The sequence below is a fragment of the Mesorhizobium sp. M8A.F.Ca.ET.165.01.1.1 genome, from assembly GCF_004792065.1.
Taxonomy (GTDB): domain Bacteria; phylum Pseudomonadota; class Alphaproteobacteria; order Rhizobiales; family Rhizobiaceae; genus Mesorhizobium.
Window position 1 is genome coordinate 103,872 of record NZ_SRTH01000006.1, and the last position, 25,431, is coordinate 129,302.

Here is a 25,431-nt window from a genome sequence, read left to right on the forward strand (position 1 = left end):
CCTCCAAGCACTTCCGGAAAACCGCAAAGGCACTTTTCCTGGAATTGCTGGAGTTCTTTGTTTTTACGCAATTCCGGACGGAAAACCGCGAAAGCACTTTTCCTGGAATTGCTCGCGTTCTTTGTTTTTACGCAATTCCGGACGGAAAACCGCAAAAGCACTTTTCCTGGAATTGCTTTGAAAAGCATCCCGTCGTGACGTCCTCGAAAGGGACTCACGCCTTGAGGCCCGGATCGCTCCGGGCCTCTTTTTTTGGCAAATTCTTCTTTCTGGTGGAGATCAACTTCGCGCAATCACGTTCGCGTGAAGGAGATTTTCGAGGAAACATCGACCGCCCTGTCTCCGAACTGTGGAGGCGCCCGTCGTTCTGACGCTCGTGTTTCGAAACATAGGGAAGGAATTTGCTCATGAACCTCAAGGATATCTGCCTCGGGGCACTCGCGCTTTCCATGGTCAGCGGCTTTGCATTTGCCGGCGCACTGGACGAGCCGGACAACATGGCGCCGTTCTTCACCGATTCCAGCATGAAAACCATGAAGCCGATGGAGGAATTCAAGGCAGCTTTCATGGCCATGCCGAAGGAGAAGCAGGACGCCATGATGAAGGAATGCCAGGACGCGGCGATGAGCAAGCCGCACGCCGAGTTCTGCGCCAATGTGAAGATGCTCGGCGGCGCCAACAAGTAAACGCACGGCCGACCCGACCAATGGATGGCGGGCCGAAGCGCCCGCCATTTTCATGTGACGCGAGCGCTGGAGGTGTCGATGTCGAAAGGACGATCGCCGCAGCCTTATAGTTAATGCGCCCTTAACCTTCCCACGCCTAGTCTGGCATCCGAATCTGCCGGAGTGCGTCATGCGCTCGGGCCAGGCAATCAAGACGGGGAAGAGCATGCGTTCAGGGGCTTCAGCACCGCTCGCGCTGACCGATACCGGGGGCGGCATCCAGGCATTCGCGCGGCGCCAGGTCGGCCGGCTGGTCGGCGCCGGCCTGTTCGCGTTCACCGCCTTCGCCGTCGCAAGCCTCGCGACCTGGAACGTCGCCGACCCGAGCTTCTCGCACGCCACCGCCAACACCGTCACCAACGCCATGGGCTATGCCGGCGCGGTCTTCTCCGACCTTGCGATGCAGTTCTTCGGCCTTGCCGCGGTTGCCGCGCTGGTTCCGGCCGTCGTCTGGGGCTATCTGCTGTTTTCGGCGCGCGGCGTCGACCGGCTGCCCAAGCGCGGGCTGTTCTGGTTCGGTTTTGCGCTGCTCGCCGCCGCGATCGCGGGCTGCGTGGTTCCGCCCAAGACCTGGCCGCTGCCTACCGGCCTCGGCGGCGTCTTCGGCGACATGGTGCTCAAGATTCCCGGCGTCCTCATCGGCGGCTATCCGACCGGACTGGTCGCCAGCGTGCTCGCCATATTGCTGGCTGCACCGGCGCTCTGGCTGTTCGCCTATGGCGCGGCGCTGATCGGGCGCAAGAACGGCTTCGCCGTGATGGAAGAACCGGCCGCGGCGGACCCGCGCGAGGACGAGCTTCTCTTCGACAATGACGAGGACGAGGGTGACGAGGGCATATTGGCGCTCGGCGCCATCACCCATTGGTGGCTGTCGTTGCGCGCGTGGATGCATCGCCGCGCGGTGCGCCGCAGGCAGGAGCGCGATGAGTTCGAGCCGGAGATGGAGCCACGCGCCAGTGCTTGGCGACGTGCCGCCGAACGGGTCGAGTCGGCCGAGTTCGCCGAATCCCGCATGAGCCAGGACGGCCGCGCCCGTGTCGAACCGGAATTCTTCGCCGCCATGGTGAACGACCGCGGCGTCTCCGTCGATCCGGCCGACGACGATGTCTTCGGCCGCGACGACGAGGACATGGATTTCGACGACGAGCCGGTCGCCCAGCGGCGTGCCCCCACTGCCAAGGTCCAGCAATTCCGTTCCGATGCCGCCACCCGGGTCGAGGCGCCGGCGGCGCGACCCGTGCCTGGCGCCCGCGTCCAGCGCGAGGCGCAGACCTCGCTGATCGGTTCGGACACGTTCGAAATGCCGTCGCTGCATTTCCTGTCCGAACCCAAGAACGTCGCGCGCGACCCAAGTCTTTCCAAGGACGCGCTGGAACAGAACGCGCGCCTGCTCGAAGGCGTGCTGGAGGATTTCGGCGTCAAGGGCGAGATCATCGCCGTTCGCCCGGGTCCGGTCGTCACCCTTTATGAGCTCGAACCCGCGCCGGGCATCAAGTCGTCGCGCGTCATCGGCCTCTCCGACGACATCGCCCGCTCGATGAGCGCGATCGCCTGCCGCGTCGCCGTCGTACCCGGCCGCAACGCCATCGGCATCGAGCTGCCAAACGCCAAGCGCGAGACGGTTTATCTCAGGGAGATCATGGCCAGCCGCGATTTCGAGACGACCAAGGCCAAGCTGGCGTTGGCGCTGGGCAAGACCATCAACGGCGAGGCCGTCATCGTCGACATCGCCAAGATGCCGCACGTGCTGGTCGCCGGCACCACCGGTTCGGGCAAGTCGGTCGCCATCAACACGATGATCCTGTCGCTGCTCTACCGGCTCACGCCGCAGGAATGCCGGCTGATCATGATCGATCCGAAGATGCTCGAACTCTCCGTCTATGACGGCATTCCGCATCTTTTGACGCCGGTCGTGACCGATCCGAAGAAGGCCGTGGTGGCGCTGAAATGGACCGTGCGCGAGATGGAGGACCGCTACCGCAAGATGTCCAAGGTCGGCGTGCGCAACATCGACGGTTTCAACGCCCGCGTCCAACAGGCCGAGAAGAAGGGCGAAAAGATCTCGCGCACCGTACAGACCGGCTTCGACCGCCAGACCGGCGAGGCGATCTACGAGACCGAGAATCTCGATCTCGAGCCGATGCCCTATATCGTTGTCATCATCGACGAAATGGCCGACCTGATGATGGTCGCCGGCAAGGACATCGAAGGCGCCGTCCAGCGCCTGGCGCAGATGGCGCGCGCCGCCGGCATCCATGTCATCATGGCGACGCAACGTCCCTCGGTCGATGTCATCACCGGCACCATCAAGGCCAATTTCCCGACCCGCATCTCCTTCCAGGTGACGTCGAAGATCGACAGTCGCACCATTTTGGGCGAGCAGGGCGCCGAGCAGCTGCTTGGCATGGGCGACATGCTCTACATGGCCGGCGGCGGCCGCATCCAGCGCGTGCACGGGCCGTTCGTCTCCGATGACGAGGTCGAGAAGATCGTCGGGCACCTGAAGCTGCAGGGCGTGCCGGAATATCTCGACGCCATCACCGAGGATGACGGCGAGGACGACGACGAGCCGTCCGGAAAGGGCGGTTCCGGTGGCGGAAGCGGTGGCAATTTCGAGGATTCCGACGATCCCTACGATCAAGCGGTCTCGGTGGTGCTGCGCGACGGCAAGGCCTCGACCAGCTACATCCAGCGGCGTCTGGGCATCGGCTATAACAGGGCCGCCTCGATCATCGAGAAGATGGAAAAGGAAGGCATTGTCGGCCCGGCCAACCATGCCGGAAAACGCGAAATCCTGGTGCCGACCGAAGACGACAAATTCTAGCTGGTGGGAGTTCGCGGCAACTTTGAACCTGCTGGCGCGTTCAGGCGATTGAGCAGCGATCGCCTCGCCAAACTTCAGCCCAACTGGGGGTTCACGACAGCGACCAAATCAGGAATCAAACGAGAGTGACCGATATGAAAAACGATCTTTCAGCGCTCAGCGATCTTGCCCCGACACGCCGCCAGTTGCTTGGCCTCGGTCTTGTGTTCGCCGGTGCCGCCGCCCTCAACGTGGTGCCCGGATTCGAGCTGCTGGCCTCGGCGCAGGCGGCCGCGCCTCCGGCGGCGCAAAAGATCGCCGACCATTTCTCAGCGGTCAAATCGATGAGCGGCGAATTCGTCCAGTTCGGCCCCAAAGGCGAGCAGACCGGCGGCAAATTCTTCCTGGAACGGCCGGGCAAGATCCGCTTCAATTATGACGGAGCTTCGAATTTCCGGGTGATTTCCGACGGCAGATCAGTTGCCATCCTCAACAAGAAACTGAACACGTCGGACCTTTATCCGCTATCAAAGACGCCGCTGAAGCTGCTGCTCGACGACCGCATCGACCTCTCCGGCGACCGCGTCAAGAGCGTCAAGGAAGAGGACGACCTCACCACCATCCAACTCTCCGACAGGTCGGTTTTCGGCAATGCGCGAATCACCATGATGTTCGACCCGAAAACCTACGACCTGCGGCAGTGGACGATTACCGACGCGCAGGGCAAGGACACGACGGTGATGATCTTCAACACCAAGGAAGGCGTCAGTTTCGCGCCGGACACCTTCGCCATCGACTATACGGCCAATCGCGAGCTGAACACGAAAACCAGGTAGGTTTCGTCGCCTCGCTTGTCTTTCCGGCGTGCGGCTGGCAGTAGTTCGGCGATCTCTCGCCGGACCTTGCCGCATGCCCTTTTCGATCGCGACCTGGAACATCAACTCCGTGCGCCTGCGCATGCCGATCATCGAACGCCTGCTCGATGAGTATGCGCCCGATGTGCTTTGCCTGCAGGAAACCAAGGTCCCGGACGAGCTCTTTCCCGAAAAAGCCTTTCGCAGGGTCGGCTATCCCTACATCGCATTCCATGGCCAGAAGGGCTATCACGGCGTGGCGACGGTGGCGCGGCGGCCGATCGAGGTCGTCGAAAGGCGCCGCTTCTGCGATATCGAGGACAGCCGGCATCTGTCGGTGACGGTGCGGGCCGGCGGCAAGACAATCCTGCTGCACAATTTCTACGTTCCCGCGGGCGGCGACGAACCGGATCCCGAGATCAACAGGAAGTTCAGGCACAAGCTCGATTTCGTCGCCGAGATGAATGCCATCCGGGCCGAGCATGACGAGGTGTCGGCCTCGGTGCTGGTCGGAGACCTCAATATCGCGCCGCTGGAGCATGATGTCTGGTCGCACAAGCAATTGCTCAACGTGGTCAGCCACACGCCGGTCGAGACCGAAAACTTCGAGGCGATGCGGCTGGCCGGCGGCTGGGTCGACCTGATGCGGCTCAACGTGCCTTCGGAACAGAAGCTTTACACCTGGTGGAGCTATCGTGCGCAGGATTGGGAGGCGTCCAATCGCGGCCGACGGCTCGACCATGTCTGGTCGTCGCCAAACCTGGTGCCTGATTTTGCCGGCTATGAGATCCTCCGGCAGGCACGTGGCTGGGACCGGCCTTCGGACCATGTGCCGGTCATCGCCAGGTTTGATCTGGATTAGTGCCACGTAGGTTTCGCGACGAATGTAGTGTGGTTCCGCTGGTTGTGCCTCAACCCGAAAAGCGCGGGGCCAGTTCCTCGATGCGGCGGATCATGTCGTGGAATTCCTCGGAGATGCGCTGGTGCAGTTTCACCGCCAATTCCGGATACTCCTCGAGGATGCGCCGGAACATCTTGCGGCTCAGCCTTATCACTTCCGAGTCGATTTCGGCCGAGGCGCTGGTCAGCCGGTTGGTGTCGGCGATCAGCGCCAGTTCGCTGAGCATCGTGCCGGGGCCGACTTTTCCAATCGGGATGCGCTCGCCATCTTGCTCGCGATAGAGCACGATGAGCCCGCTGACCACGACATAGGCCGAGTCGGCCACGTCGTCCTCGCGATAAAGCTTGTGGTCCGCCTGCACCAAAGTGGTCTCGGCACCGAAGGCGAGCAGGCGCAGCTGTTCCTGCGTGAAGCCCTCGAAAAGCCTCACGGCGGACAGGATGCGGATGTCGTCATCCAGCGCCATCTAGCTGTGTCCCCGAACGGTCAGTCCAATCCCTCCTCTGCGGTACGCTTCCTGAATCCCCCTCCAACAGGATCGTACCCGAAAACGGCCCCGTCCAGACCGCTCATTGGATAGTGAAATGTTTAAGGAACCAGCTTGTAGCCGCCGCTTTCTGTCACAAGAATTTCGGCATTGGAAGGATCACGCTCGATCTTCTGGCGCAGACGGTAGACATGGGTTTCCAGCGTGTGCGTGGTGACGCCGGAATTGTATCCCCACACTTCCTCCAGCAGCACGTCACGCGTTACCACCTTCTGGTCGGCGCGATAGAGATATTTGATGATCGAGGCCTCCTTTTCCGTCAGCCGCACCTTGCCGCCGCGCGGGTCAATGAGCAGTTTCTGGCTGGGCTTGAAGGTGTAGGGGCCGACCGAGAAGGTCGCGTCCTCGCTCTGCTCGTGCTGGCGCAACTGCGCCCGGATACGGGCAAGCAGCACCGCGAAGCGGAACGGCTTGGTCACATAGTCGTTGGCGCCGGCCTCGAGGCCCAGAATCGTGTCCGAATCGGTGTCGTGGCCGGTCAGCATGATGATGGGCGCCTTGTAGCCGCCCTTGCGCAGGATCTTCACCGCTTCCCTGCCATCCATGTCGGGCAAGCCGACATCCATGATGAGCAGATCGATGAGCCCGCCGCGCGCAGCGGTGACGCCTTTTGCCGCAGTGGATTCCTGCAGCACGTCGAATTCCTCGTAGAGGGACAGTTGCTCGACCAATGTGCCGCGCAGGTCGTCATCGTCGTCGACGATCAGGATGGTACGTGAGGTCATGGATCAATCCGTTGTTTTGAAAAGTGAATTCAGTTGACCGCTGCGTATTTATGCGGAAGCTGGCCGGCACAATAGCCGATCACAGTGATTTGTTCCGTGGCACGATCATACAAGAAAAAACGCGATCGCAATGCAGCCGGCGCAATTTTGGCAAAAGGGCTGCCCGTACTGACCGTGCGGGCGAGGCCCGGCCACCCAAGCCAAGGCCTGCTGCAGGCCGGCAAAACGGTGTTTGCGTGCGCGCTCGGGCGCGGCGGCATCTCGTCCGGCAAGCGGGAAGGCGACGGCGCCACGCCGCTCGCTTCGATGCGCATCCTGGCGGGCTATTTTCGGGGGGATCAGTTTGCCGCCGGCCGCAAGACGCGGCTGGCTATGGCGCCGATCGGGCCGGATCTCGGCTGGTGCGAGGTACCAGACGACCGCAACTATAACAGGCCGGTCAGGATTCCCTATGGCGCCAGCCACGAACGCATGCGGCGCGACGACCGGCTCTATGACGCCTGCCTGGTGCTCGACTGGAATATCGCGCCGCGCCGCCGCGGGCGCGGCAGCGCCATCTTCTTCCACCTGGCGCGCCCCGGCTTTACGCCGACGGAAGGTTGCGTGGCGGTGACCGCGCGCACGATGGCGCGGCTTTTGCCGCTGCTGTCGGACCGGACGGTGGTGAGGGTGGTGAGGTGAGGAATAGGGAATAGGGAAAGTCTTCAGTAGGAGCAGGCACGCCCAGGCCGCATCATCTGCCCTGCTCCCTGCTCCCTGCTCCCTACTCCCTACTTCCTACCTCTTCCTATTCCGCTGCCAGCCGATGTCGAGAAGGCCCAGCCGGCCGGTCTCACGGTCCATGGCCTTCGCGATGTCCTTGCGGGCGGCACCGATATCGCGCAACTGGCGATCGGACAGATCCTCGACGTCCTGGTGGGCAAGATTGATCGCGACCCTGGCCTGCCGCAGCCAGTCACGGACAGCCGACAGCCAGCTTGGCCGGGCGATGTATGCTGGGTGAAGAACGATGTGAGACATGATGGGATTCCTATACTCCGGACATCAAATCCGGTTTGATGGTGTTTTGATGCTGCAATCTGCCGGATTGAAAAACAAACGAGAAACGAGTAGTTCTTTTCTCATCATCAAGTTTTATTTGAGGATTGAGGCTTCATGGATCGCTTCGATCGGGCCGGGCGCTGATGGCGGCCCTGTTGCCGGGAACGCGGGCGCTGAGAACGCTGGAGGCGGCGGCCCGGCACCTCAATTTCACCCGCGCCGCCGACGAGCTCGGCCTGACGCCCGCCGCCGTCAGCCATCAGATCAAGGAAATCGAGGATCAGCTCGGCATCGTGCTGTTCACCCGCACCAGTCGCACCATCCGGCTGACGGAAGCGGGCACGGTGCTGTACGAGGCGGCAACCGACACGCTCGACCTGCTTGGCCGTGCCGTGATGCGGGCGCGCAAGATGGCGCGCGGCACCGAATTCCTGAAGGTGACGCTGGACGCGCAGTTCGCGGCGAAATGGCTGATGCGGCGCGTCGAGAATTTCCGCAAACAGCGGCCGGGCATCGAGCTCAGGTTCGACATCGCCTACGGCTTGCGCGATTTCGATCTCGACGACGTCGATGTCGGCATCCGCTTCGGCGCCGGCAAATATCCGGGGCTCTGCGCGCATCGCCTGTTCGACAACATCATCATTCCCGTGTGCAGTCCGGGCCTCCTGGCATCCGGGCCGCCCCTGCGCGAGCCGCGCGACCTGTTCAACCACACGCTTGCCCACATCGAATGGGCCCGCCAGGGCGTGACATGGCCGAACTGGCGCATGTGGATGGCGGCGGCCGGCATCAACGATTTCGACGACAGCCGCACCGTCGTCTTCGGCACGTCCACGGATGCCGTCCAGGCAGCGCTCGACGGCAATGCCGTCGCGCTCGCCGATTTCGCCATGGTGGCAAACGACTTGTCCGAGGGCCGGCTGGTGCGGCCCTTCGAGCTCAGCATCAGGGTTGCGCCGGAATTCGCCTATTTCCTTGTCTATCCGCAGGCGACAGCCGAGGATCCCCGTATCGTCGCCTTCCGCGAATGGATTCTGGAGGAGGTGGCGAGGACGCGCAGCGCGGACAAGCTGTAGGCGGCTTCGCGAGGTTCGGCCTTCCTTAGGACCGGGCGTTGTGGCCGAAGATCATGCGCCGGTACTTTTTCACGTTCCATTTCAGCTTCTTGTAGAGAAGCGGCTGTCTCTTGCCGGCGACGGACGTTTGGAAAGCGCCGTTCTCGCTGCCCTGCTCGACGATCGGCCGCTCGAACCACAGCATTTCAACACCGAGCTTCTCGTCCATCTGTTCGATCTGGTGGTCGATGGCCGTGTATATCTTGTTTTGCGCAATCCAGTTGCAACGGGCTTCGGCGACCGGCCGGGTGATCAGGTAGGAATCGGCGCAGCGGGCATGGAGCGCCGGGTAAAGCTTCTGGCCTTTGCGCAATTTCCAGCTCGGCGTGTAGTAGTTGCTTCCATTGCCGAGATAGATGACGGCCTTGCGGTTGGGATCGCCGAGTTCGGCGAGCCCCTGCCGGAACTTGGCGACAAAGTCGCGAGCGAGGAAGACGTCATCCTCGAACACCAGGCAATAGGGCTGGTCGGTTTCGAGGAAATCACGCCAGATGCCGACATGCTTCAGCGCCAGCGAGACAGCCGCCGGGTGTGTAAAGTCTGGAGCGACCAGTTCGGCCCGGATATCGGGCGTGATGTCAGGCTGGTCCCAGTCGGTGTAGAAGGTGACCGGCACGCCGCGCCGCTCGAACTCGCGCACGATATGCCGGCGCCGGTCGTCATAGCCATTCTTGACATGACAGATCCGGCTGAACACCAGGTCGCGCGGAAAGCCGGTTTCGTCCGCCATCAAAACTAGCGCTCCATTCAGGCCGCGACGGCGCCGAACCAGCCGATCACCACACCGATGATCAGCAGCACGCCGAGCCAATGGCCACCATCGATGAGGGTCAGGTCCCAGCCGAAATTCTCGTAGCGATGGTTGACCGACAGCGTCGTGGCGACGAAACCCAGCCAAAGCACGAAGCCGAAGATCAGCCCCGCCAGCCAGGTCGGCTCACCACCCGTCATCGCGCCGACGACCAGGGCCATGACCAGCGCCATAATCAGTTCCGCGATGAAGGAGATGACGAAGGGCAGCGGCGATTTCTTCATCGTCGCCGGATCGAGCTTGGCGGCCTTCAGCCAGGGCTTGCTCAACGCCATGTACCAGGCGGCGCCGAACAGCCATGCGACGACGGCGGCGGCGACCACCGCCATCCAGTTCACTGCTGAAAAATCCATGAGCTCCCCCTCCAGATGCGGTTTATGGAAACGCCTGTTCGGCGATGGCGTCAAGCAGTCGCCACACGGTCGTACGTTTGACCTCGGCATCCTCGAGCGCCCGTGTCACCGGCACCTGATAGACGCCAAGCGGCGCCAGCCCCGATCGCGGCAGGTAGGACCGGCCGGGATCGCCGACCAGTATGTCGGCGCCACGCCGTTTGAGCGCCGAAAACCACGGCATCAGCCGGTCGGCGAAGGGTTTGTCATAGAAGACGTCGCCAGCCAGGACCACGTCCCAGCCCGCATCGGTGCCGATACAGTCCGCGCCGAGGAATTCGATCGGCACACCATTGGCCTCGCTGTTGAGACGAACCGCGGTGGCGCAGAACGGGTCGATGTCGGCGGCGGTCACGGCCGCCGCACCGGCCTTCGCGGCGGCGATGGCGACGAGGCCGGAACCCGAGGCGAAGTCGAGCACGCGCTTGCCTCGCACCATGGCGGGATGGTCGATGACATATCGGGCGAGGCCCTGGCCGCCGGCCCAGGCAAAAGCCCAGAAGGGCGGCGGCAGGCCGATCTCGACCAGTTCGTCCTCGGTCCGCTGCCAAAGATCGTGCGCTTCGTCGGCGAGGTGGAGAAGAATCTCCGGTACATGCGGCGGCGCCATCAGCGCCGTGTTGTCGAGAATGAACTGCCTGGCGCTGTCGGGAGTGAGCGCCGTCACGGCGCAGGCGTCAGGCCGCCCATGCGGCAGACTTCCTTCCATTCGGCCGGCGTCACCGGCTGCACGGAAAGCCGTCCGAGCCGCACCAGCGCCATCTCGGCCAGTTTTGGATTGGCCTTGACGTCTTCCAGCGTCGGCGGGTTCGGCACGTCCCTGACGGCGCGGATGTCGACACACTCCCAGCGCGGATCATCCGATGTGGTGTCGGGATGGGCCAGCGCGCAGACCTCGGCGATGCCGACCACGTTCAGCCCCTCGTTGGAATGGTAGAAGAAGCCGAGATCGCCGATCTGCATGGCCTTCATGTTGTTGCGGGCGGCGTAGTTGCGCACGCCGTCCCATTGGGTGCCGGCCTTGCCCTTGGCCTTCAACGCCTCGAAGGAGAAAACCGAGGGTTCGGATTTGAACAGCCAGTAGTTCATTTTCGTTCTCCTGCCGGTTAGCCGGCCGCCGGCTTGTTGAAGACCCAGTTCCACGGGCGGATTTCGACGCTCTCGAACAGCCCCGCCTTGGCATAGGGGTCGGCGGCCGACAGCGCCTGCGCTCCGGCCATATCGGGCGCTTCGATCACGGCGAGCGTGCCGTTCGGCTTGCCATCAGCATCGAGGAACGGGCCGGCGAAGGCCAGCTTCTTCTCGCCATTGAGCGCCTCGAGAAAGGCGACATGCGCGGGCCGCGTATCAACGCGCACCTGCAGGCTTCCGGGCTTGTCCTTGCAAATCAGTGCAAACAGCATGTCTTTCTCCTGATGGTCGTCAATCGTTGGTCTCGGTCTTCAGCGGCCGGGTCATCAAGGCTGTCACGGCCTCGCCGATGGTGATGGTGCCGTCCAGGATGGCGGCCACGGCGGCGATGATCGGCGCATCGATGTTGCGCTCGGCGGCGATGCGGGCGGCGATGGCCGCCGTCGGCACGCCCTCGGCCAGCGGCAGCCCGGAAAGCGCCTTGCCTTGCCCGAGCGCCAGCCCATAAGCGAAATTGCGCGATTGGGTGGACGAGCAGGTGAGCAGCAGGTCGCCGAGGCCGGAAAGCCCCATCAGGGTCTCCGGCCTGGCGCCGAAGGCGGCACCGATGCGGCGCAGCTCGACGAAGCCGCGCGTGACCATGGCGGCCTGGGCGCTGGCGCCGAGCCCGGCCCCGGTGACGGCGCCGGCGGCGATGGCGAAGACGTTCTTCAAGGCGCCGCCGATCTCGACGCCGATCAGGTCGTCGCTCGAATAGCAGCGCAGGTTTTCAGCCGAGAAACGGGCGGCAAGGTCGGCGGCGAGCGCCTCGTCGCCGGCGGCCACCACGACCGCCGTCGGCAGGCCGCGGGCGACATCGCTGGCGAAGCTCGGCCCGGACAAGGCGGCGACCGGGTTTCGCGGCAGGATTTCCAGGGCGATTGCCGACAGCAAGGCGCCGGTGTCGCGCTCGATGCCCTTGGCGCAGAGCACGAGCGGAATGCCGGCCGGCATATGATCCTTCGCGGCCGCCAGAGTCGCGCGCAACGCCTGCGCCGGCGTCACCGCCAGCACGCAATCGGCGCCAGTGAGCGCCGCCTCGATGTCACTCGTTGCCTCGATGCCTGGCGCGATGGCGATGCCGGGCAGGTAGCGTGGGTTCTCGCCTCGACCGATCGAGGCCACGGTTTCAGGGTCACGCGCGAACAGCCGCACGGCATGGCCGGCGCGCAGCATGGCCAGCGCCAGCGCCGTGCCCCAGGCGCCGCCGCCGAGCACGGCGACACGCCAGCCACTTTTGCCCCGGCCCGCGCTCTTCGTGGCCCGATCTGTCATGCCTTGGCTCCGCGCCGACCGGAGCCGACCATTGGCGTCGAGACGCTGTCCAGGGGCCAGCGCGAGCGCGGCACGAAATCGAAGCCGTTCTCCTGCGCCATGCCTGCGCGCAGCCGCTCGATGCCGGCCCAGGCAATCATCGCGGCATTGTCGGTGCACAATTTCAGCGGCGGCGCGACGAAGGTGAAGCCGGCCTCGGCGCAGAGCCGTTCCAGCGTCGCCTTGATGGCGCGGTTGGCGGCGACGCCGCCGGCGACGACCAGCGACGGGCTTTTCGTGCCAGGGAATGTCTCGCGAAAGCGTGCCAGGGCGCGAGAAACGCGGTCGGCCAATGCATCGGCGACCGCCGCCTGGAACGACGCGCAGATGTCGGCGACATCCTGGTCGCTCAGGGGCTCGATCGCGGTTGCCGCCTGGCGCACGGCGGTCTTTAAGCCGGAAAAGGAAAAATCGGGCTGCGCCGAGCCCTTCATCGGCCGCGGGAAGGCAAAGCGCGACGGGTTGCCCGATAGCGCCGCCTTCTCGACATTCGGACCGCCGGGATAGGGCAGGCCGAGCATCTTGGCGGTCTTGTCGAAGGCTTCGCCGAGCGCGTCGTCGATGGTGGTGGCCCAGCGCTGATACTCGCCGACGCCGCGCACGGCGAGGATCTGCGTGTGGCCGCCGGAGACCAGCAGCAGCAGGTAGGGGAATTCGAGCCCGTCGGTCAGCCGCGCCGTCAAGGCGTGGCCTTCGAGGTGGTTGACGGCGATCAGCGGCTTGTTCGCCGCAGCGGCGATCGCCTTGGCCGTCATCAGGCCGACGATCAGCCCGCCGACGAGGCCTGGACCGGCGGTTGCGGCGATCGCGTCGATATCGGCCAGCGCCACGCCCGAATCGGCGAGCGCCGCCTCGACGATGCCGTCCAGCGCCTCGACATGCGCGCGCGCGGCGATCTCGGGCACGACACCGCCGAAGGCGGCATGTTCCTCGATCTGGGAGAGCACGACATTGGACAGGATTTTCGGCGCGGCATCGCCCTCCAGCGCCACGACGCTGGCGGCGGTCTCGTCGCAACTCGTCTCAATGCCCAGAACGCGGATCAATTCGTCGCTATCCCAAGAGATTGTTTATGAGGCTATTCCCCATTAGGAAAAGGCCGGCAAGACCTCGATTTCGCTCGGGGGTTATCACGGACCGCGCGCCATGCAAACTTTGAAAATCGGAACCTGCAAAATCGGAACGCGCGGCAGCCCGCTGGCGCTTGCCCAGGCGCATGAGACGCGTGTGCGGCTGATGAAAGCGCATGGCCTTCCCGAGCAGGCGTTTGAAGTGGTGCCCATCTCGACCAGCGGCGACCGTGTTCAGGACCGGCCACTGTCGGAGGCCGGCGGCAAGGGCCTGTTCACCAAGGAAATCGAGGAAGCGCTGCTCGACGGGCGCATAGACATCGCCGTGCATTCGTCGAAGGACATGCCGACGGTGCTTCCGGACGGATTGGAGCTTTCCACTTTCCTGCCGCGCGAGGACGCGCGCGACGCTTTCATAGGCAAGGCTGTCAGGCGGATCGCCGATCTGCCGCATGGCGCCAAGGTCGGATCGTCATCGCTCCGTCGCCAGGCGCTGATCCGCCGGATGCGGCCGGATTTCGAGGTGGTGATGTTCCGCGGCAATGTGCAGACGCGGCTGCGCAAGCTGGATGAAGGCATCGCCGAGGGCACCATTCTCGCCTATGCCGGGCTGAAGCGGCTCGGGCTCGAAGGCGTGATTACCGACCTGATGCCGCTGGAGGATTTTCCGCCGGCGCCGGGACAAGGCGCGATCGGCATCGAAACGCGCGTCGGCGACCGTGATATCGAGACAATGCTTGCGGCGATCCATCACGTGCCGACGGGCCATGCCTTGGCCTGCGAACGCGCGTTTCTCGCCACGCTCGACGGCTCGTGCCGCACACCGATCGCCGGCCATGCGACGGTGTCGGGCGGGAAACTGTCCTTTGCCGGGCTGATCATCTCGCCCGACGGCACGGAGTGGCATGACGTCCGGTTGGAAGGCGAGGCCACGGACGCGGCTGAAATAGGGGCTGACGCCGCGCGGGCGGTTCGCGCCAGCGCCGGCGAAAAGTTCTTCGACGGCTGGCTCTGAAAATGCTTCGCATCCTGGTCACCAGACCGGAACCCGGTGCATCGCGCACGGCGCGAAAGTTGAAAGAAATGGGTTTTGAGCCTCTTCTCCTGCCATTGACGGAGACGACGGCACTGCCGGTCGATGCCAAGGCGGTTCCGGACGATGTCGCAGCCGTCGCCATCACCAGCGCCAATGCCGTGCGCCATGCCTCTGGAGATCTGGTAGCGGCGCTTTCCAGGCTGCCTTGTCATGCTGTCGGCAAGAGGACCGCCGAGGCCGCGCGCAAAGTCGGTTTTCTGTCGGTCAGCGAGGGGCCTGGCGATGCCGAGGCGCTGGCCGACGGCATGGCGACCGCCTTTTCCGGCAAAACGATCGTCTATCTCTGTGGGCGCGTGCGGTTTGCTGCCTTCGAACAGAAGCTGGAAGCAGCGTATGTCCAGGTCCATGCCGTAGAGACTTATGACACGCTTGCGGTGAGCTATTCGGACGAAGCGATCCTTCCGCTGCTATCAGGCCAAGCCGTCGATGTGGTGCTGCTCTATTCGGCCAACGCCGCTGCCGCGATGCAGGTCCTGGCCAGACGACCCGCCCTGCAAAAAGCCTTTGAAAAGACGCGTTTTTTTGTCCTTTCCGCGCGCATCGCCGCCGCCTTCGGCGACAGCGCCGGCAAAGCAATCCGTGTCGCCGCACGGCCCGACGAGGAGGCGCTGCTGGCACTTTTGCGGGCACGGCCCTGACCCGCGTCATCACACCGCCCCTTTTCACCGCTTGGTGATGTGCTAGACCCTTTTTAGAACCATCACGCGCCGCCGCGCGTTGAGACGAAGCGAATTTTGCGGAGCCCATGCATGGTCAAGACGCCGAAGATGCGACACTCGAAAAGCCGCCGCGAGCCGGTGACCATCGACCTCGATCCGGGCGCTGTCTCACGCATCGTCGACGAGGATGCCGCCAAGGTTACCGTCCAGACCGACGAGGCGAGGGCCGAGGAATCCGCGAACGCCTCGCGACCAGAGCTCCCGGAAGAGCCGGTGCATGCCGATCAGGCGGATCTCGAACCCTGGGAGCATGGCGACGACGCCGCCGGGCGGTCCGGCACAGAGGCGCCGCCGCATGCCGAGGCCGAAGCCGCCGAGCCGGAAATGCCTTATCCCGGTTCGGATACACCTCCCAACCAGGCCAGGGCGTTCGACTACAGCTTCGAGGACGCAAGCACAAAGACCGGCGAGGCCAAAGCGGCTGCCGGAAAAACCGGCTCAAGGAGCGAGCCGATGGCAGCGCAGCCGAAGCGGGGCGGCCTCAACGGCATCGCCGCCGGCATCATCGGCGGTGTCATCGCGCTGGTCGGCGCCGGTGGCCTGCAATTTGCCGGCCTGCTCGGCGCGCCGGGTTCCGCTCCCGGTGCCCCGCTCGACGGCGTCAATGGCGAGATCGCCTCGTTGAAGAGCGAAATCGCAGACATGAGGGAAGCCGGCAACAACAATGGTGCATCGGCCAAGGTCGACGGCCTGTCGTCGGCGCTCGACCAGGTCAAGAGCGATGTCGCGGCGCTGAAATCGGCGGTCGAAAAGGGCGGCGCCGGCGACAATGCCGGGCTCGCCGCACTTGGCGACAAGGTCAAGCAGATCGAAACGGCCGTCGCCGCTCTCGGCAAGGCCGGCAGCGCGGCGCCCGTCGATCTCGGCCCACTCAACGAAAAAATGGCCGGTCTCGATGCGCTGGTGAAGTCGACGGGCGAGGCGGCGAAGGCGCAGGAAGGCCGGCTTGCCGCGCTCGAGCAATCGGTGTCGCAGCTTTCCGGGAAGGTCGACGCACAGGCGTCGCAGCCGAAGATCGCGATCGCCATCGCGGCTTCCGCGCTCAAGGCCGCGCTCGACCGTGGCGCGCCGTTTTCGGCCGAACTCGATACACTGGCCGCGATCTCGCCTGATGCGCCGCAGCTTGCGACCTTGCGTGCCTATGCCGAAAAGGGCGTGCCGACCCGCACCGAGATCGCCTCGCAGATGGACGTCGCCGCCAATGCCATGGTCGCCGCCGCCACGCCGGTCGACCAGAATGCCGGCTTCCTGCAGAATTTGATGTCGAGCGCCGAGTCACTGGTCAAGATCCGGCCGATCGGGGCCGTCGAAGGTAAAGGTGCGCCGGAAATCGTGGCGCGCATGGAGGTTGCGGTCACTCAGGGTGACTACGCCAAGGCGCTCAGCGAATATGACACGCTGCCGGAAGCCGCGAAGGCCGCGGGCGCCGACTTTGCCGGCAAACTGAAGGCGCGCATCGAGGTCGAAACCCAGGTCGACGCGCTGATCTCCGGCGCGATGAAGGCATGAGGGCAACACGATGATCCGCCTGCTCGCCTTCCTCATCGTCGTCTTCGCGCTCGGGCTGGGCTTTGCCTGGCTGGCCGACCGGCCGGGCGACATGGTCGTCACCTTCAACGGCTATCAGTACCAGGTCAGCCTGATGGTGGCGGCGGTGGCCGTCGTCGCCGTCGTCGCGGCGGTGATGATCGTCTGGTGGCTGATCAAGTCGCTGTGGAACAGCCCCTACACAATTTCGCGCTATTTTCGCGTACGCCGCCGCGACCGTGGCTATCAGGCGCTGTCGACCGGCATGATCGCCGCCGGCGCCGGCGATGGGGCGCTGGCCCGCAAGAAGACCAAGGAAGCGGCCAAGCTGATCCGCTCCGACCAGGAGCCGCTGATCCATCTGCTCGAAGCGCAGGCATCGCTGCTCGAAGGCGACCATGAAGGTGCGCGGCAAAAATTCGAGAGCATGCTCGACGATCCGGAAATGCGGCTGCTTGGCCTGCGCGGGCTTTATCTGGAAGCCGAGCGCCTGGGCGATCGCAACGCCGCCCGGCACTATGCCGGCCGCGCCGCCGCAGTGGCGCCGCAACTGGCATGGGCGGCCGAATCGACGCTGGAGGAGCTGACCGCGCGCGGCGATTGGGACGGTGCGCTGAAACTGGTCGAGGCGCAGAAGTCGACGCGGCAGATCGAGCGCGACGCTGCCAACCGCCGCCGCGCCGTGCTGTTGACCGCCAAGGCGCAATCGCTCGCCGACAGCGATCCCGCGGCTGCCAGGACAGCGGCGATCGAGGCCAACAGACTCGCCCCCGACTTCGCGCCTGCCGCCGTTGCCGCCGCCGCCGCGCTGTTCAAACAGAACGACGTGCGCAAGGGCTCGAAGATCCTCGAGACCGCATGGAAGGCCGAGCCGCATCCCGAAATTGCCGAGCTTTACACCCATGCTAGGCCTGGCGACGCCGTGCTTGATCGGCTCAACCGGGCAAAGAAGCTGCAGGAGATGAAGAAGAACCACACCGAATCGTCGATGACGGTGGCGCGTGCGGCGCTCGACGCGCAGGATTTGTCGACCGCCCGCCGCGAGGCCGAAGCCGCGATCCGCATGGACCGCCGCGAGGGCGCCTATCTGCTCCTGGCCGACATTGAGGAGGCCGAGACCGGCGACCAGGGCAAAGTACGGCAGCTGCTCTCCAAGGCGGTTCGGGCGCCGCGCGATCCGGCCTGGGTCGCCGACGGCATCGTCTCCGAGCGCTGGGCGCCGGTCTCGCCGGTCACCGGGCGGCTCGACGCCTTCGAATGGCGCGCGCCGATGGAACGCCTTGGCCAACTGATCGACAGTCGCGATGTTGAGCCGGATGCCCCGGTGGTAGCCATCGAGGCGACGGGCAGGCCTGAAAAGCCGGTCGAGGTGATCGATCATGCCGCCCCGGGCAACGAGGCAACGGGCAAGGACGCCGAAAGCCGCGAGGATCATGTCACCCCGGTCACGGCCGCCGCCTTTGCCGCGGTGCCGGCCGATGCCGAGGCCGTCGGGCCGGCGGAAGAACTGGCGCGCCTGCCGGACGATCCAGGCGTCGATCCGGACGACGAGGCGGAAAAGTCGCCACGCCGGTTCCGGCTGTTTTGATTTTGGCCATCGGGTGATTTGACCTGGCCATCGGGCCGTTTGGGAATGAATTGATGTTCGAGCGCGTTCTGTCGTTTCTCAGGGATTTGCCGGCCGGCTCGGCCAGCCACACCAGCGCGGACGATCCGCGCGTCGCGGCTTCGGCGCTGCTCTACCATGTGATGAATGCCGATGGCGTGCGCCAGGATGTCGAGTGGGAGCGCTTCAAGGCGGTGCTGGCGCAGAGCTATTCGATCAGTGGTGCCGAACTCGAAGCGCTCGTCGCCGCCGGCGAGCGCGCCGACAACGAGGCGATCGACCTCTATGCCTTCACCAGCGTGCTCAAGCGCCATCTCGACGCGGAGGGGCGCAAGGCCTTCATCGGCCTGATGTGGGAGATCGTCTATGCCGATGGCGAGCTGCATGAGCTCGAGGACAATACGGTGTGGCGCGTTGCCGAGCTGATCGGCGTCGAGCGCCACGACCGGGTCGAGGCGCGCCGCCAGGCCGCGGCGCATGCGCCAGGCGCGCGCGGGACGTCAAGCGACGAATAGACGGATTTCGCCCAACGATGCAGCGCGCAACGAGCCCGAAGCCCAAGATCCTGATCGTGCTGCATCAGGAGAATTCGAGCCCCGGACGCGTCGGCCACATGCTCCTGGAAGAAGGCTTCGATCTCGACATTCGCCGCCCGCCGCTCGGTGACGCCTTGCCGGAAACGCTGGATGGCCATGCCGGCGCGGTGGTGTTCGGCGGGCCAATGAGCGCCAATGACGAGGACGAGTTCGTCCGCCGCGAAACCAACTGGCTGGAAGTCCCGCTCAGGGAAAACCGGCCGTTGCTCGGCATCTGCCTGGGCGCGCAGATGCTGGCCAATCATCTCGGCGGCAAGGTCGAGGGCCACGGCGAAGGGCTGGTGGAGATCGGCTGGTATCCGCTGAAGGGGACCGAGGCCGGCAGGAAGCTGATGCACTGGCCCGAAATGGTCTACCAGTTCCACCGCGAGGGCTTTTCGCTGCCGAGCGACGCGACGCTGCTGGCCACGAACGAGACCTATCCCAACCAGGCCTTCCGCTATCGCGACAATGCCTGGGGCATCCAGTTCCATGGCGAACTCACCAGGGTGATGATGCAGCGCTGGGTGGTGCGCGGCGCCCATCGTTTCGAGCTACCCGGCGCCCAGCCCGGCCGCGACCATCTCGGCGGCCGGCTGATCTGGGACATGCACCTGAAGCGCTGGCTCGACGAGTTCTTGCGGATGATTTTTGGCGGGCCGGCGGCGCGTCAGGGCAGACCAGTGGCCGCCAATGTGGCCGACCATCGGTTTTCGGAGTGTGGAAACTACTCCGAAAACCTCACGCTCACGCCGCGCTGCCGAAAGTAAGCCTGCATCAACTTGCGGCCCGAGCGGTTGTTCTGCGCCAATTTGGCAGGATCGAAGACCGCCTGTTTTATCCCCTCGCGTGTCAGCGCCGCCTTAAGCGTCGCGATATGCGCGTCGATGTCGGCATTGTCCGCCCGGAGCGACGCATAGATATTTTCGGTCGCCTCGGCCACGGTCGGTTCGCTCACAGCTGTCGTCCTTTCGTTGATTGGGCGGCGGCTTAGCACAGATTCGCGGCCCCGCCGATACCGATGAAGCCTTCAGTTTCGTCCCTTGAGGTGCCTCACCTTGCGCAGCGCCGGGAACAGATAGGCCCACAGGCCGGCAACCGCGACGGCGCCGACGCCGCCGATCACCACCGCCGGAACCGTGCCGATCAGTGCCGCCATGGTGCCGGCGCGGAATTCGCCGACCTCGTTGGAGGCGCCGACGAAGACCTGGTTGACGGCGTTGACGCGGCCGCGCACCGCGTCGGGCGTCCACAGCTGGATCAGCGTTTCCCTGATGTAAACGCTGAACATGTCGGTGGCGCCGAGCAGGGCAAGTGCCGCTATCGACAGCCAGGTGAGGGTCGACAGGCCGAACAGCACTGTGCAGGCGCCGAACGCCGCGACGAAGCTCAGCATGATCTTGCCGGCATGATCGCGGATCGGATGGCCGGCAAGCCAGATGGCGACGCAAATGGCACCGATGCCCGGCGCCGAGCGCAGCAGGCCGAGGCCCCAGGGGCCGAGTTGCAGAATATCGCGGGCATAGACCGGCAGCAGTGCCGAGGCGCCGGACAGAAGCACGGCAAAGAGGTCGAGCGAGATGGCGCCGAGCACGATCTTCTCGCTCCAGATGTAGCGGAAGCCGGCAAACAGCGTCTCCATTGTCGGCTTGTCCGTGGCCGTCTGTTGCGCGGGCTTGGGGATGGTGAAGATGAGCAACGCGGCAGCGAGCATCAGGACTGCCGCCGTGGCATAGGCCACCTCCGCCGACACGCCATAGAGCAAGCCCCCTGCGACAGGGCCGACAATCGTCGCCGTCTGCCAGGCGGAGGAGTTCCAGGCGATGGCGTTGGCGAAATCCCGCTGCGGCACGAGATTGGCGAACAGCGAGGACGAAGCCGGCCCATAGAAGGCTCGGGCAATGCCGAACATGACCAGTACGGCGAAGATCGGCAGCGGGGTCGTAAGGCCGCGCAGGGTCAGAAACAGCAGAGCCAGCGCGCAGGCGCCTTCGACCAATGTCGCCAGGGTCATGATCAGCCGGCGGCCGAAGCGGTCGGCGACGACACCTGTCACCAGCACCAGAAGCAGCGATGGCAGGAACTGGACGATGCCGACAATGCCGAGGTCGAACGGATCGCGCGTCAGGTCATAGACCTGCCAGCCGACGGCGACGGAAACGATCATGGTCGCGAAGGTGGTGAGAAAGCGCGCCGTCCAATAGCTGAGGAAGGCTTTGTGCCGGAACGCGGCGTAACGCTGCTCCGGCAAAGTTTGTTCTGGTATCATGGAAAGAGGCCCCGTTGCGGTGGGCATCGGCTCGCGGGGCACTTCCCGGATGGGCGCTGTTCGACCAATGGAACTGGATAAAAGTTCGGGGCGGATATGCTTCAAATTCAGACCTGGATCAAGGGACTTTCGGTCCGCACCGTCCAGCCCACGCGGAAGTTACTGCCGCAGCGCGGCCGAAATCGCGTCCAATCCGCCTTTCAACTCGGCCTCCGTCGGCCAGCCGAAGCCGACGCGGAAGAAGCGCTTTTCCATCTCGAACCAATGGCCGGGTCCGACATAGGTGCCGTGGTCTTCCAGCAGCCCGACATAGAACCGGTCGAGGTCGAAGCCGGGCTCGACATTGAGGCGCGGGAAGCCGACCACTCCGCCCTCGGGGCGCACCCAGTCGACTAAAGGTTCGCGGTCGATCCATGCCTGGACGATATCGCGGCGCCCGGCCATTTCGGGCAGCAGCTTTCCCAGAAACGCGTCCCGGCGCGCCAGCATGCCGCGCGCGATGCCTTCGTCGATGACGCTGCCGCAGATGCCGATCTGCTCCTTGGCGGCGAGGAATTTTTCCTGGAGGGCAGCATCCCTGGTGACCAGCCAGCCGATGCGGATGCCGGGAATGCCGAAGGCTTTCGACAGTGACGAGACGCTGATCGCCTTGTTGCTCAGCGAGGCCGCCGAGGGCAGGCGCCGTCCATAGGAGAGGTCGCGATAGGTCTCATCGACCAGCAGATGGCAGTCGCTGGCTTCGGCGAGCGCGACCAGTGCGTCCAATTCGGCACGGCTCATCATGGTGCCGGTCGGGTTGTGCGGGCAAGTGACGCTGATCAGCCTGGTGTTCGGCCGCATCGCCGCCCTGACGCGCTCGACATCAATGGCGAAGCCTTCGTCGAAGGCGAGGTCGACGAAGCTGATGGCGCAGCCGATCGCCCGCGGCGTTTCGATGTTGGTGGCGTAGTTGGGCCTGATGACGACGAGATGATCGCTGGCCGACAGAAGCGATGTCGAGATGATGAACAGCGCGCCGGCGGCGCCGGCGGTGACCAGCACATCATCGGGCGAGATGCCGGCATCCTGCGCCGCGACCAGGGCGCGCAAGTCCTTGTCGCCACGATGCTCGCCATAGAAAAGCGTCAGGTCGGGCAGCGACAGGCCGATGTCGGAGAGCTTCTGGTCGGCGATCGAACTTTCGGAAAGATTGTAGCGGATACGATCGTAGCCGTATTCCTCCGGTGCTTCTTTCTCGATCACCATCCTGGTGTAGTTCATGGCAGTTCCCCCTCAAAGCACCTGTCCGGTTCATCCAAGCCACAAAAACATGAAGCCTGCCAAGGCGATTTTCGCCGGCAGGCTTCCGTTCCAGTCGTCCTAAATATTGGCTCAGGACTGAATTGCTCAGGCCGAAACCTTGGCCTTCCGGCCTTTGCCCTTGACGGGCGCCGGGGCGACGGCCTTGCGGCCGAGGCCGATCGACTTCGCCAGTTCGGAGCGCGAAGCCGCATAGTTGGGAGCAACCATCGGATAGTCAGACGGCAAGCCCCATTTGGCGCGGTAGGCATCCGGCGTCAGGCCGAAATGCACGCCGAGGTGACGCTTCAGCGATTTGAATTTCTTGCCGTCCTCGAGGCAGATGATGAAATCCGGCGTCACCGACTTCTTCGGGTTGACGGCCGGGACCAGCGGTGCCGCCACCGGAGCGACCGGCTGACCGAGCCCGCTGATCGAGGCGCTGACGCTGGCGATCAGCTCGGGAAGGCCGGACGCAGGCAGGCGATTCTTCTCGACATAAGCCGATACGATATGGGCGGTCAGTTCGAGAAGGTCGAGGGTCTTGCTGGCGTGGCTGTCTTCGTCGGTCAATCTATTTCTCCATCCATGGCGCATGACCTCGAAAATGGGGCCGTTTTCAAAAAGGATGATGCGCAAAATTAAAGTGCGTCGTCATTGTGCGTCGCGCGCGACGCGATGTAGTGGGGCTGACTTCCTAGTCGGCAAATCTGCACAATGCAATCTATCGGCGCGGCATCACACGTCATTTTGAACGACTATACTAAACTGTAATACTCTCAGACGATCAGCGCCTTGTCGCGCCATAGACGAAATCCGCCTTCGAAGGCGCGTGTGTTGTCACCGCGTCTGGAGTGGGCGGGCAATTCGTCGAGCTTGTCGACATTGCCGCCGCCGATGACGACATAGTCTGGCTGCAGGGCGGCTCGTAGCCGGTTGACGACGTCGAAGACATAGCCGCGCCACTTCTTCTTGCCGCGTTTTTCCAGGCCGCGTTCGCCGACATAATCCTCGAAACTCCGGCCTTTTCGGTAGGGAAGATGGGCGAGTTCCATCGGCTGACCGACATTGTCGAAGACCATCGCCGCGCCGAGGCCGGTTCCGAGACCGAGGAACAGCATGCGCCCGCCCTCATAGCTGCCGATGGCCTGCATCAGCGCATCATTGACCACCTTGACCGGCTTGCCGAACTCCGCGGCGAAATCGAAGCCGGCCCAGCCCTTGCCGAGATTCATGGGGTCAAGCACCGGTTTGTTGTGGCGCACCGGGCCTGGATAGCCCATGGAGATAACGTCATAGGACAGGCCCTCGGCGAGCTTTTTCACCTTGTCGATCATTTGCCGTGGCGTCAGGTCCGGTCCGGAATCCGTCCGGCGCTCGGTGCCGCCGTCGCTGGTCAGGATCTTGACGCGCGAGCCGCCAATGTCGACCGAAAGGACAACCTGCCCGGTGTCCGACGCAGCCTGCTTCACCGCCTTGGCCATCTTGTCCCCTCCGTTCATGCCACCGGATCGATCCAGCCATTGGGCGGCCCGAAGCCGGCCATGGCGTCCGCCGGTCCCCATGTCTTCGGCTCGTAAAGATGTGGCGGCGTGGTGTCGCCGAGCACCGGGCCGACGATGCGCCAGGCCAGTTCCGCCGCGTCCTGACGGGTGAAGAGCTGGCCATTGCCGTTCATGGCGTCGCCGATCAGCCGTTCATAGGGCGGCATGTCGCCCTTCGAGTCGTCGAGCGCGGTCAGTTCCACCTGCTCGCCGATCATGTCGTCGCCGGGCGCCTTGCGCTGGGCGCCGATGGCGATCATCACCTGCGGGTCGATGCGGAAACGGACATAATTCTGGTCGGCGGGCTTGATCGGGTCGAAGACGTCGAGTGGCGGCCGCTTCAGCCGCACCACCACCTCGGTGACATGCACGGGCATGTTCTTGCCGGCGCGGATGAAGAACGGCACGTCCTGCCAGCGCCAGGTGTCGACGAAGAAGCGCACCGCGGCGAAGGTCTCGACCGGCGAGTTCGGCCTCACGCCGGGTTCGGCCAGATAGCCGGTGAACTGGCCGCGCACGACATCGTCCCTGGTCAGGGTGCGGATGGCGCGCAGCACCTGCACCTTCTCGTCGATCAAATCGTCTGCCGAGCGGCCGACCGGCGGCTCCATGGCCAAGAGCAGCAGGATGTTGAGCAGATGGTTCTCGATGACGTCGCGGATAGCGCCGACATCGTCGTAGAACCGCCCCCGCCCTTCGACGCCGAAATCCTCGGCCATGGTGATCTGGACGCTCTCGACGTAATTGCGGTTCCAGATCGGCTCGAGCAAAGCGTTGGCGAAGCGGAAATAGAGCAGGTTCTGGATCGCTTCCTTGCCGAGATAGTGGTCGATGCGGAAGATCGACTGTTCGTCGAACACCAAATGCAGCACACGGTTCAGCCAGCGGGCCGACTGCAGATCGTGGCCGAAGGGCTTTTCGACCATCAGCCGGGCGCCGTGCGCGGTGCCGGATTGCTCCAGGCCTTGCACGACGGTCTCGAACATGGTCGGCGGCACCGCCATGTAGTGCAGCGGCCGCTGGGCGCTGCCGAGTGCGGTCTTCAGCTTCTCGAAAGTGGCCGGATCGCGGTAGTCGCCGCTGACATAGCGCAGCAGCGACGCCAGCTTGGCGAACACCTTCTCGTCGATCGTGCCGAGCGCGTTGACGATGCCGTCGCGGGCACGGTCCTGCAATTGCTTCAAATCCCAGGCGTCGAAGGCGACGCCGATCACCGGTTCGGTGAGCGTGCCCTTGGCGACCATCTGGTGGAGGGCTGGAAATATCTTCTTGTGGGCGAGGTCGCCGGTCGCTCCGAAGAGCACCAGCGTGTCGGACCGTTCCTGGCTCATGCCTGCGTCTCCCCTGTC

At 64.3% G+C, this 25,431-nt stretch carries 28 protein-coding genes; 12 read left to right on the forward strand and 16 right to left on the reverse strand.

The genetic code is table 11. The features are described 5' to 3' along the window. The first annotated feature begins 407 nt into the window (after positions 1–407). The 4 genes from EN808_RS18395 to EN808_RS18410 all read left to right on the forward strand — a co-directional run bounded on the left by EN808_RS18395 (position 408) and on the right by EN808_RS18410 (position 5,244). Entirely contained in the window at positions 408–686 is a 279-nt protein-coding gene (locus tag EN808_RS18395; protein ID WP_127280025.1) for a hypothetical protein, read from the forward strand. Positions 687–891: 205 nt separating this feature from the next. Further along, on the forward strand, positions 892–3,549 hold the full coding sequence (locus EN808_RS18400) for a DNA translocase FtsK (protein WP_127872839.1): 2,658 nt from the start codon (positions 892–894) through the stop codon (positions 3,547–3,549). Positions 3,550–3,683: 134 nt separating this feature from the next. Further along, positions 3,684–4,364, forward strand: a complete 681-nt coding sequence (locus tag EN808_RS18405) for an outer membrane lipoprotein carrier protein LolA (RefSeq protein ID WP_127278263.1) — start codon at positions 3,684–3,686, stop codon at positions 4,362–4,364. 73 nt (positions 4,365–4,437) lie between these two features. Continuing rightward, positions 4,438–5,244: an exodeoxyribonuclease III gene (locus EN808_RS18410; RefSeq protein ID WP_135916576.1), complete on the forward strand. Its 807-nt coding sequence runs from the start codon at positions 4,438–4,440 to the stop codon at positions 5,242–5,244. A 49-nt stretch (positions 5,245–5,293) separates the two neighbouring features. Here the strand turns inward: EN808_RS18410 and EN808_RS18415 are convergent, their stop codons facing one another. Both EN808_RS18415 and EN808_RS18420 read right to left on the reverse strand, forming a co-directional pair. Next, the gene (locus EN808_RS18415) at positions 5,294–5,749 is read right to left on the reverse strand and encodes a cyclic nucleotide-binding domain-containing protein (RefSeq protein ID WP_127278261.1); all 456 of its coding nucleotides are present in this window, start codon (positions 5,747–5,749) and stop codon (positions 5,294–5,296) included. Positions 5,750–5,871: 122 nt separating this feature from the next. Further along, the gene (locus tag EN808_RS18420; protein WP_027145512.1) at positions 5,872–6,555 is read right to left on the reverse strand and encodes a response regulator transcription factor; all 684 of its coding nucleotides are present in this window, start codon (positions 6,553–6,555) and stop codon (positions 5,872–5,874) included. Between the two features lie 144 nt (positions 6,556–6,699). Between EN808_RS18420 and EN808_RS18425 the strand changes: the two genes are divergently transcribed. Beyond that, positions 6,700–7,236, forward strand: coding sequence for a L,D-transpeptidase (locus EN808_RS18425; RefSeq protein WP_167531445.1), 537 nt, complete (start codon positions 6,700–6,702; stop codon positions 7,234–7,236). Positions 7,237–7,332: 96 nt separating this feature from the next. On the opposite strand, the gene EN808_RS18430 is transcribed toward EN808_RS18425, so the two are convergent. Further along, the gene (locus EN808_RS18430) at positions 7,333–7,575 is read right to left on the reverse strand and encodes a hypothetical protein (protein ID WP_135916577.1); all 243 of its coding nucleotides are present in this window, start codon (positions 7,573–7,575) and stop codon (positions 7,333–7,335) included. A gap of 164 nt (positions 7,576–7,739) precedes the next feature. On the opposite strand from EN808_RS18430, the gene gcvA reads away from it, so the two are divergent. Then, positions 7,740–8,672 (forward strand): transcriptional regulator GcvA, encoded by a 933-nt coding sequence (gene gcvA, locus EN808_RS18435; protein WP_135916578.1) that lies wholly within the window; start codon positions 7,740–7,742, stop codon positions 8,670–8,672. Positions 8,673–8,697: 25 nt separating this feature from the next. Here the strand turns inward: gcvA and EN808_RS18440 are convergent, their stop codons facing one another. From EN808_RS18440 to tsaD, 7 genes are read right to left on the reverse strand one after another with little or no spacing between them, the layout of a single operon-like run. Continuing rightward, complete coding sequence (locus tag EN808_RS18440) at positions 8,698–9,441, reverse strand: glycosyltransferase family 25 protein (protein WP_127278257.1); 744 nt, start codon at positions 9,439–9,441, stop codon at positions 8,698–8,700. A 17-nt stretch (positions 9,442–9,458) separates the two neighbouring features. After that, positions 9,459–9,875: a DUF1761 domain-containing protein gene (locus EN808_RS18445; protein WP_127278256.1), complete on the reverse strand. Its 417-nt coding sequence runs from the start codon at positions 9,873–9,875 to the stop codon at positions 9,459–9,461. A gap of 22 nt (positions 9,876–9,897) precedes the next feature. After that, a complete protein-coding gene (locus tag EN808_RS18450) occupies positions 9,898–10,623 on the reverse strand; it encodes a methyltransferase (RefSeq protein WP_189524134.1) in 726 nt (241 codons plus the stop codon). After that, positions 10,578–11,003, reverse strand: a complete 426-nt coding sequence (locus EN808_RS18455) for an EVE domain-containing protein (RefSeq protein WP_127278254.1) — start codon at positions 11,001–11,003, stop codon at positions 10,578–10,580. The genes EN808_RS18450 and EN808_RS18455 overlap by 46 nt, the downstream gene beginning before the upstream one ends. A 17-nt stretch (positions 11,004–11,020) precedes the next feature. Then, the gene (locus EN808_RS18460) at positions 11,021–11,317 is read right to left on the reverse strand and encodes a YciI-like protein (RefSeq protein ID WP_127278253.1); all 297 of its coding nucleotides are present in this window, start codon (positions 11,315–11,317) and stop codon (positions 11,021–11,023) included. Between the two features lie 19 nt (positions 11,318–11,336). Further along, positions 11,337–12,359: an NAD(P)H-dependent glycerol-3-phosphate dehydrogenase gene (locus EN808_RS18465; protein ID WP_127872846.1), complete on the reverse strand. Its 1,023-nt coding sequence runs from the start codon at positions 12,357–12,359 to the stop codon at positions 11,337–11,339. Then, positions 12,356–13,441 (reverse strand): tRNA (adenosine(37)-N6)-threonylcarbamoyltransferase complex transferase subunit TsaD, encoded by a 1,086-nt coding sequence (gene tsaD, locus EN808_RS18470; RefSeq protein WP_189343598.1) that lies wholly within the window; start codon positions 13,439–13,441, stop codon positions 12,356–12,358. Before tsaD ends, EN808_RS18465 begins: the two co-directional genes overlap by 4 nt. A gap of 103 nt (positions 13,442–13,544) precedes the next feature. Between tsaD and hemC the strand changes: the two genes are divergently transcribed. The 6 genes from hemC to EN808_RS18500 all read left to right on the forward strand — a co-directional run bounded on the left by hemC (position 13,545) and on the right by EN808_RS18500 (position 19,761). Further along, on the forward strand, positions 13,545–14,483 hold the full coding sequence (gene hemC / locus EN808_RS18475) for a hydroxymethylbilane synthase (protein ID WP_135916580.1): 939 nt from the start codon (positions 13,545–13,547) through the stop codon (positions 14,481–14,483). Positions 14,484–14,485: 2 nt separating this feature from the next. Further along, entirely contained in the window at positions 14,486–15,202 is a 717-nt protein-coding gene (locus tag EN808_RS18480; RefSeq protein ID WP_135916581.1) for a uroporphyrinogen-III synthase, read from the forward strand. Positions 15,203–15,313: 111 nt separating this feature from the next. Next, positions 15,314–16,792 (forward strand): mitofilin family membrane protein, encoded by a 1,479-nt coding sequence (locus EN808_RS18485; RefSeq protein ID WP_135916582.1) that lies wholly within the window; start codon positions 15,314–15,316, stop codon positions 16,790–16,792. A gap of 10 nt (positions 16,793–16,802) precedes the next feature. Next, positions 16,803–18,398, forward strand: coding sequence for a heme biosynthesis protein HemY (locus EN808_RS18490; protein WP_135916583.1), 1,596 nt, complete (start codon positions 16,803–16,805; stop codon positions 18,396–18,398). 53 nt (positions 18,399–18,451) lie between these two features. Further along, positions 18,452–18,931: a TerB family tellurite resistance protein gene (locus tag EN808_RS18495; RefSeq protein ID WP_127277927.1), complete on the forward strand. Its 480-nt coding sequence runs from the start codon at positions 18,452–18,454 to the stop codon at positions 18,929–18,931. A 17-nt stretch (positions 18,932–18,948) separates the two neighbouring features. Next, the gene (locus EN808_RS18500; RefSeq protein ID WP_245525096.1) at positions 18,949–19,761 is read left to right on the forward strand and encodes a glutamine amidotransferase; all 813 of its coding nucleotides are present in this window, start codon (positions 18,949–18,951) and stop codon (positions 19,759–19,761) included. On the opposite strand, the gene EN808_RS18505 is transcribed toward EN808_RS18500, so the two are convergent. The 6 genes from EN808_RS18505 to zwf form a co-directional block, all read right to left on the reverse strand. Beyond that, positions 19,719–19,949, reverse strand: a complete 231-nt coding sequence (locus EN808_RS18505) for a hypothetical protein (protein ID WP_127277929.1) — start codon at positions 19,947–19,949, stop codon at positions 19,719–19,721. The genes EN808_RS18500 and EN808_RS18505 overlap by 43 nt on opposite strands. A 72-nt stretch (positions 19,950–20,021) precedes the next feature. After that, on the reverse strand, positions 20,022–21,260 hold the full coding sequence (locus EN808_RS18510; protein ID WP_127872852.1) for an MFS transporter: 1,239 nt from the start codon (positions 21,258–21,260) through the stop codon (positions 20,022–20,024). Between the two features lie 159 nt (positions 21,261–21,419). Then, complete coding sequence (locus EN808_RS18515) at positions 21,420–22,520, reverse strand: aminotransferase class I/II-fold pyridoxal phosphate-dependent enzyme (RefSeq protein WP_135916584.1); 1,101 nt, start codon at positions 22,518–22,520, stop codon at positions 21,420–21,422. 126 nt (positions 22,521–22,646) lie between these two features. Further along, entirely contained in the window at positions 22,647–23,111 is a 465-nt protein-coding gene (locus tag EN808_RS18520; RefSeq protein WP_127277932.1) for a MucR family transcriptional regulator, read from the reverse strand. A gap of 206 nt (positions 23,112–23,317) precedes the next feature. Further along, complete coding sequence (locus tag EN808_RS18525; RefSeq protein ID WP_127872908.1) at positions 23,318–24,022, reverse strand: ROK family protein; 705 nt, start codon at positions 24,020–24,022, stop codon at positions 23,318–23,320. A 14-nt stretch (positions 24,023–24,036) separates the two neighbouring features. Next, positions 24,037–25,413: a glucose-6-phosphate dehydrogenase gene (gene zwf / locus EN808_RS18530; RefSeq protein WP_135916585.1), complete on the reverse strand. Its 1,377-nt coding sequence runs from the start codon at positions 25,411–25,413 to the stop codon at positions 24,037–24,039. Positions 25,414–25,431: the final 18 nt, after the last annotated feature.

Coding starts and splice junctions, on each gene's coding strand:
- EN808_RS18395 (WP_127280025.1), top strand. CDS start 408: ATGAACCTCAAGGATATCTGCCTCGGGGCACTCGCGCTTTCCATGGTC.
- EN808_RS18400 (WP_127872839.1), top strand. CDS start 892: ATGCGTTCAGGGGCTTCAGCACCGCTCGCGCTGACCGATACCGGGGGC.
- EN808_RS18405 (WP_127278263.1), top strand. CDS start 3,684: ATGAAAAACGATCTTTCAGCGCTCAGCGATCTTGCCCCGACACGCCGC.
- EN808_RS18410 (WP_135916576.1), top strand. CDS start 4,438: ATGCCCTTTTCGATCGCGACCTGGAACATCAACTCCGTGCGCCTGCGC.
- EN808_RS18415 (WP_127278261.1), bottom strand. CDS start 5,749: ATGGCGCTGGATGACGACATCCGCATCCTGTCCGCCGTGAGGCTTTTC.
- EN808_RS18420 (WP_027145512.1), bottom strand. CDS start 6,555: ATGACCTCACGTACCATCCTGATCGTCGACGACGATGACGACCTGCGC.
- EN808_RS18430 (WP_135916577.1), bottom strand. CDS start 7,575: ATGTCTCACATCGTTCTTCACCCAGCATACATCGCCCGGCCAAGCTGG.
- gcvA (WP_135916578.1), top strand. CDS start 7,740: ATGGCGGCCCTGTTGCCGGGAACGCGGGCGCTGAGAACGCTGGAGGCG.
- EN808_RS18440 (WP_127278257.1), bottom strand. CDS start 9,441: ATGGCGGACGAAACCGGCTTTCCGCGCGACCTGGTGTTCAGCCGGATC.
- EN808_RS18445 (WP_127278256.1), bottom strand. CDS start 9,875: ATGGATTTTTCAGCAGTGAACTGGATGGCGGTGGTCGCCGCCGCCGTC.
- EN808_RS18450 (WP_189524134.1), bottom strand. CDS start 10,623: ATGGAAGGAAGTCTGCCGCATGGGCGGCCTGACGCCTGCGCCGTGACG.
- EN808_RS18455 (WP_127278254.1), bottom strand. CDS start 11,003: ATGAACTACTGGCTGTTCAAATCCGAACCCTCGGTTTTCTCCTTCGAG.
- EN808_RS18460 (WP_127278253.1), bottom strand. CDS start 11,317: ATGCTGTTTGCACTGATTTGCAAGGACAAGCCCGGAAGCCTGCAGGTG.
- EN808_RS18465 (WP_127872846.1), bottom strand. CDS start 12,359: ATGACAGATCGGGCCACGAAGAGCGCGGGCCGGGGCAAAAGTGGCTGG.
- hemC (WP_135916580.1), top strand. CDS start 13,545: ATGCAAACTTTGAAAATCGGAACCTGCAAAATCGGAACGCGCGGCAGC.
- EN808_RS18480 (WP_135916581.1), top strand. CDS start 14,486: ATGCTTCGCATCCTGGTCACCAGACCGGAACCCGGTGCATCGCGCACG.
- EN808_RS18485 (WP_135916582.1), top strand. CDS start 15,314: ATGGTCAAGACGCCGAAGATGCGACACTCGAAAAGCCGCCGCGAGCCG.
- EN808_RS18490 (WP_135916583.1), top strand. CDS start 16,803: ATGATCCGCCTGCTCGCCTTCCTCATCGTCGTCTTCGCGCTCGGGCTG.
- EN808_RS18495 (WP_127277927.1), top strand. CDS start 18,452: ATGTTCGAGCGCGTTCTGTCGTTTCTCAGGGATTTGCCGGCCGGCTCG.
- EN808_RS18500 (WP_245525096.1), top strand. CDS start 18,949: ATGCAGCGCGCAACGAGCCCGAAGCCCAAGATCCTGATCGTGCTGCAT.
- EN808_RS18510 (WP_127872852.1), bottom strand. CDS start 21,260: ATGATACCAGAACAAACTTTGCCGGAGCAGCGTTACGCCGCGTTCCGG.
- EN808_RS18515 (WP_135916584.1), bottom strand. CDS start 22,520: ATGAACTACACCAGGATGGTGATCGAGAAAGAAGCACCGGAGGAATAC.
- EN808_RS18525 (WP_127872908.1), bottom strand. CDS start 24,022: ATGGCCAAGGCGGTGAAGCAGGCTGCGTCGGACACCGGGCAGGTTGTC.
- zwf (WP_135916585.1), bottom strand. CDS start 25,413: ATGAGCCAGGAACGGTCCGACACGCTGGTGCTCTTCGGAGCGACCGGC.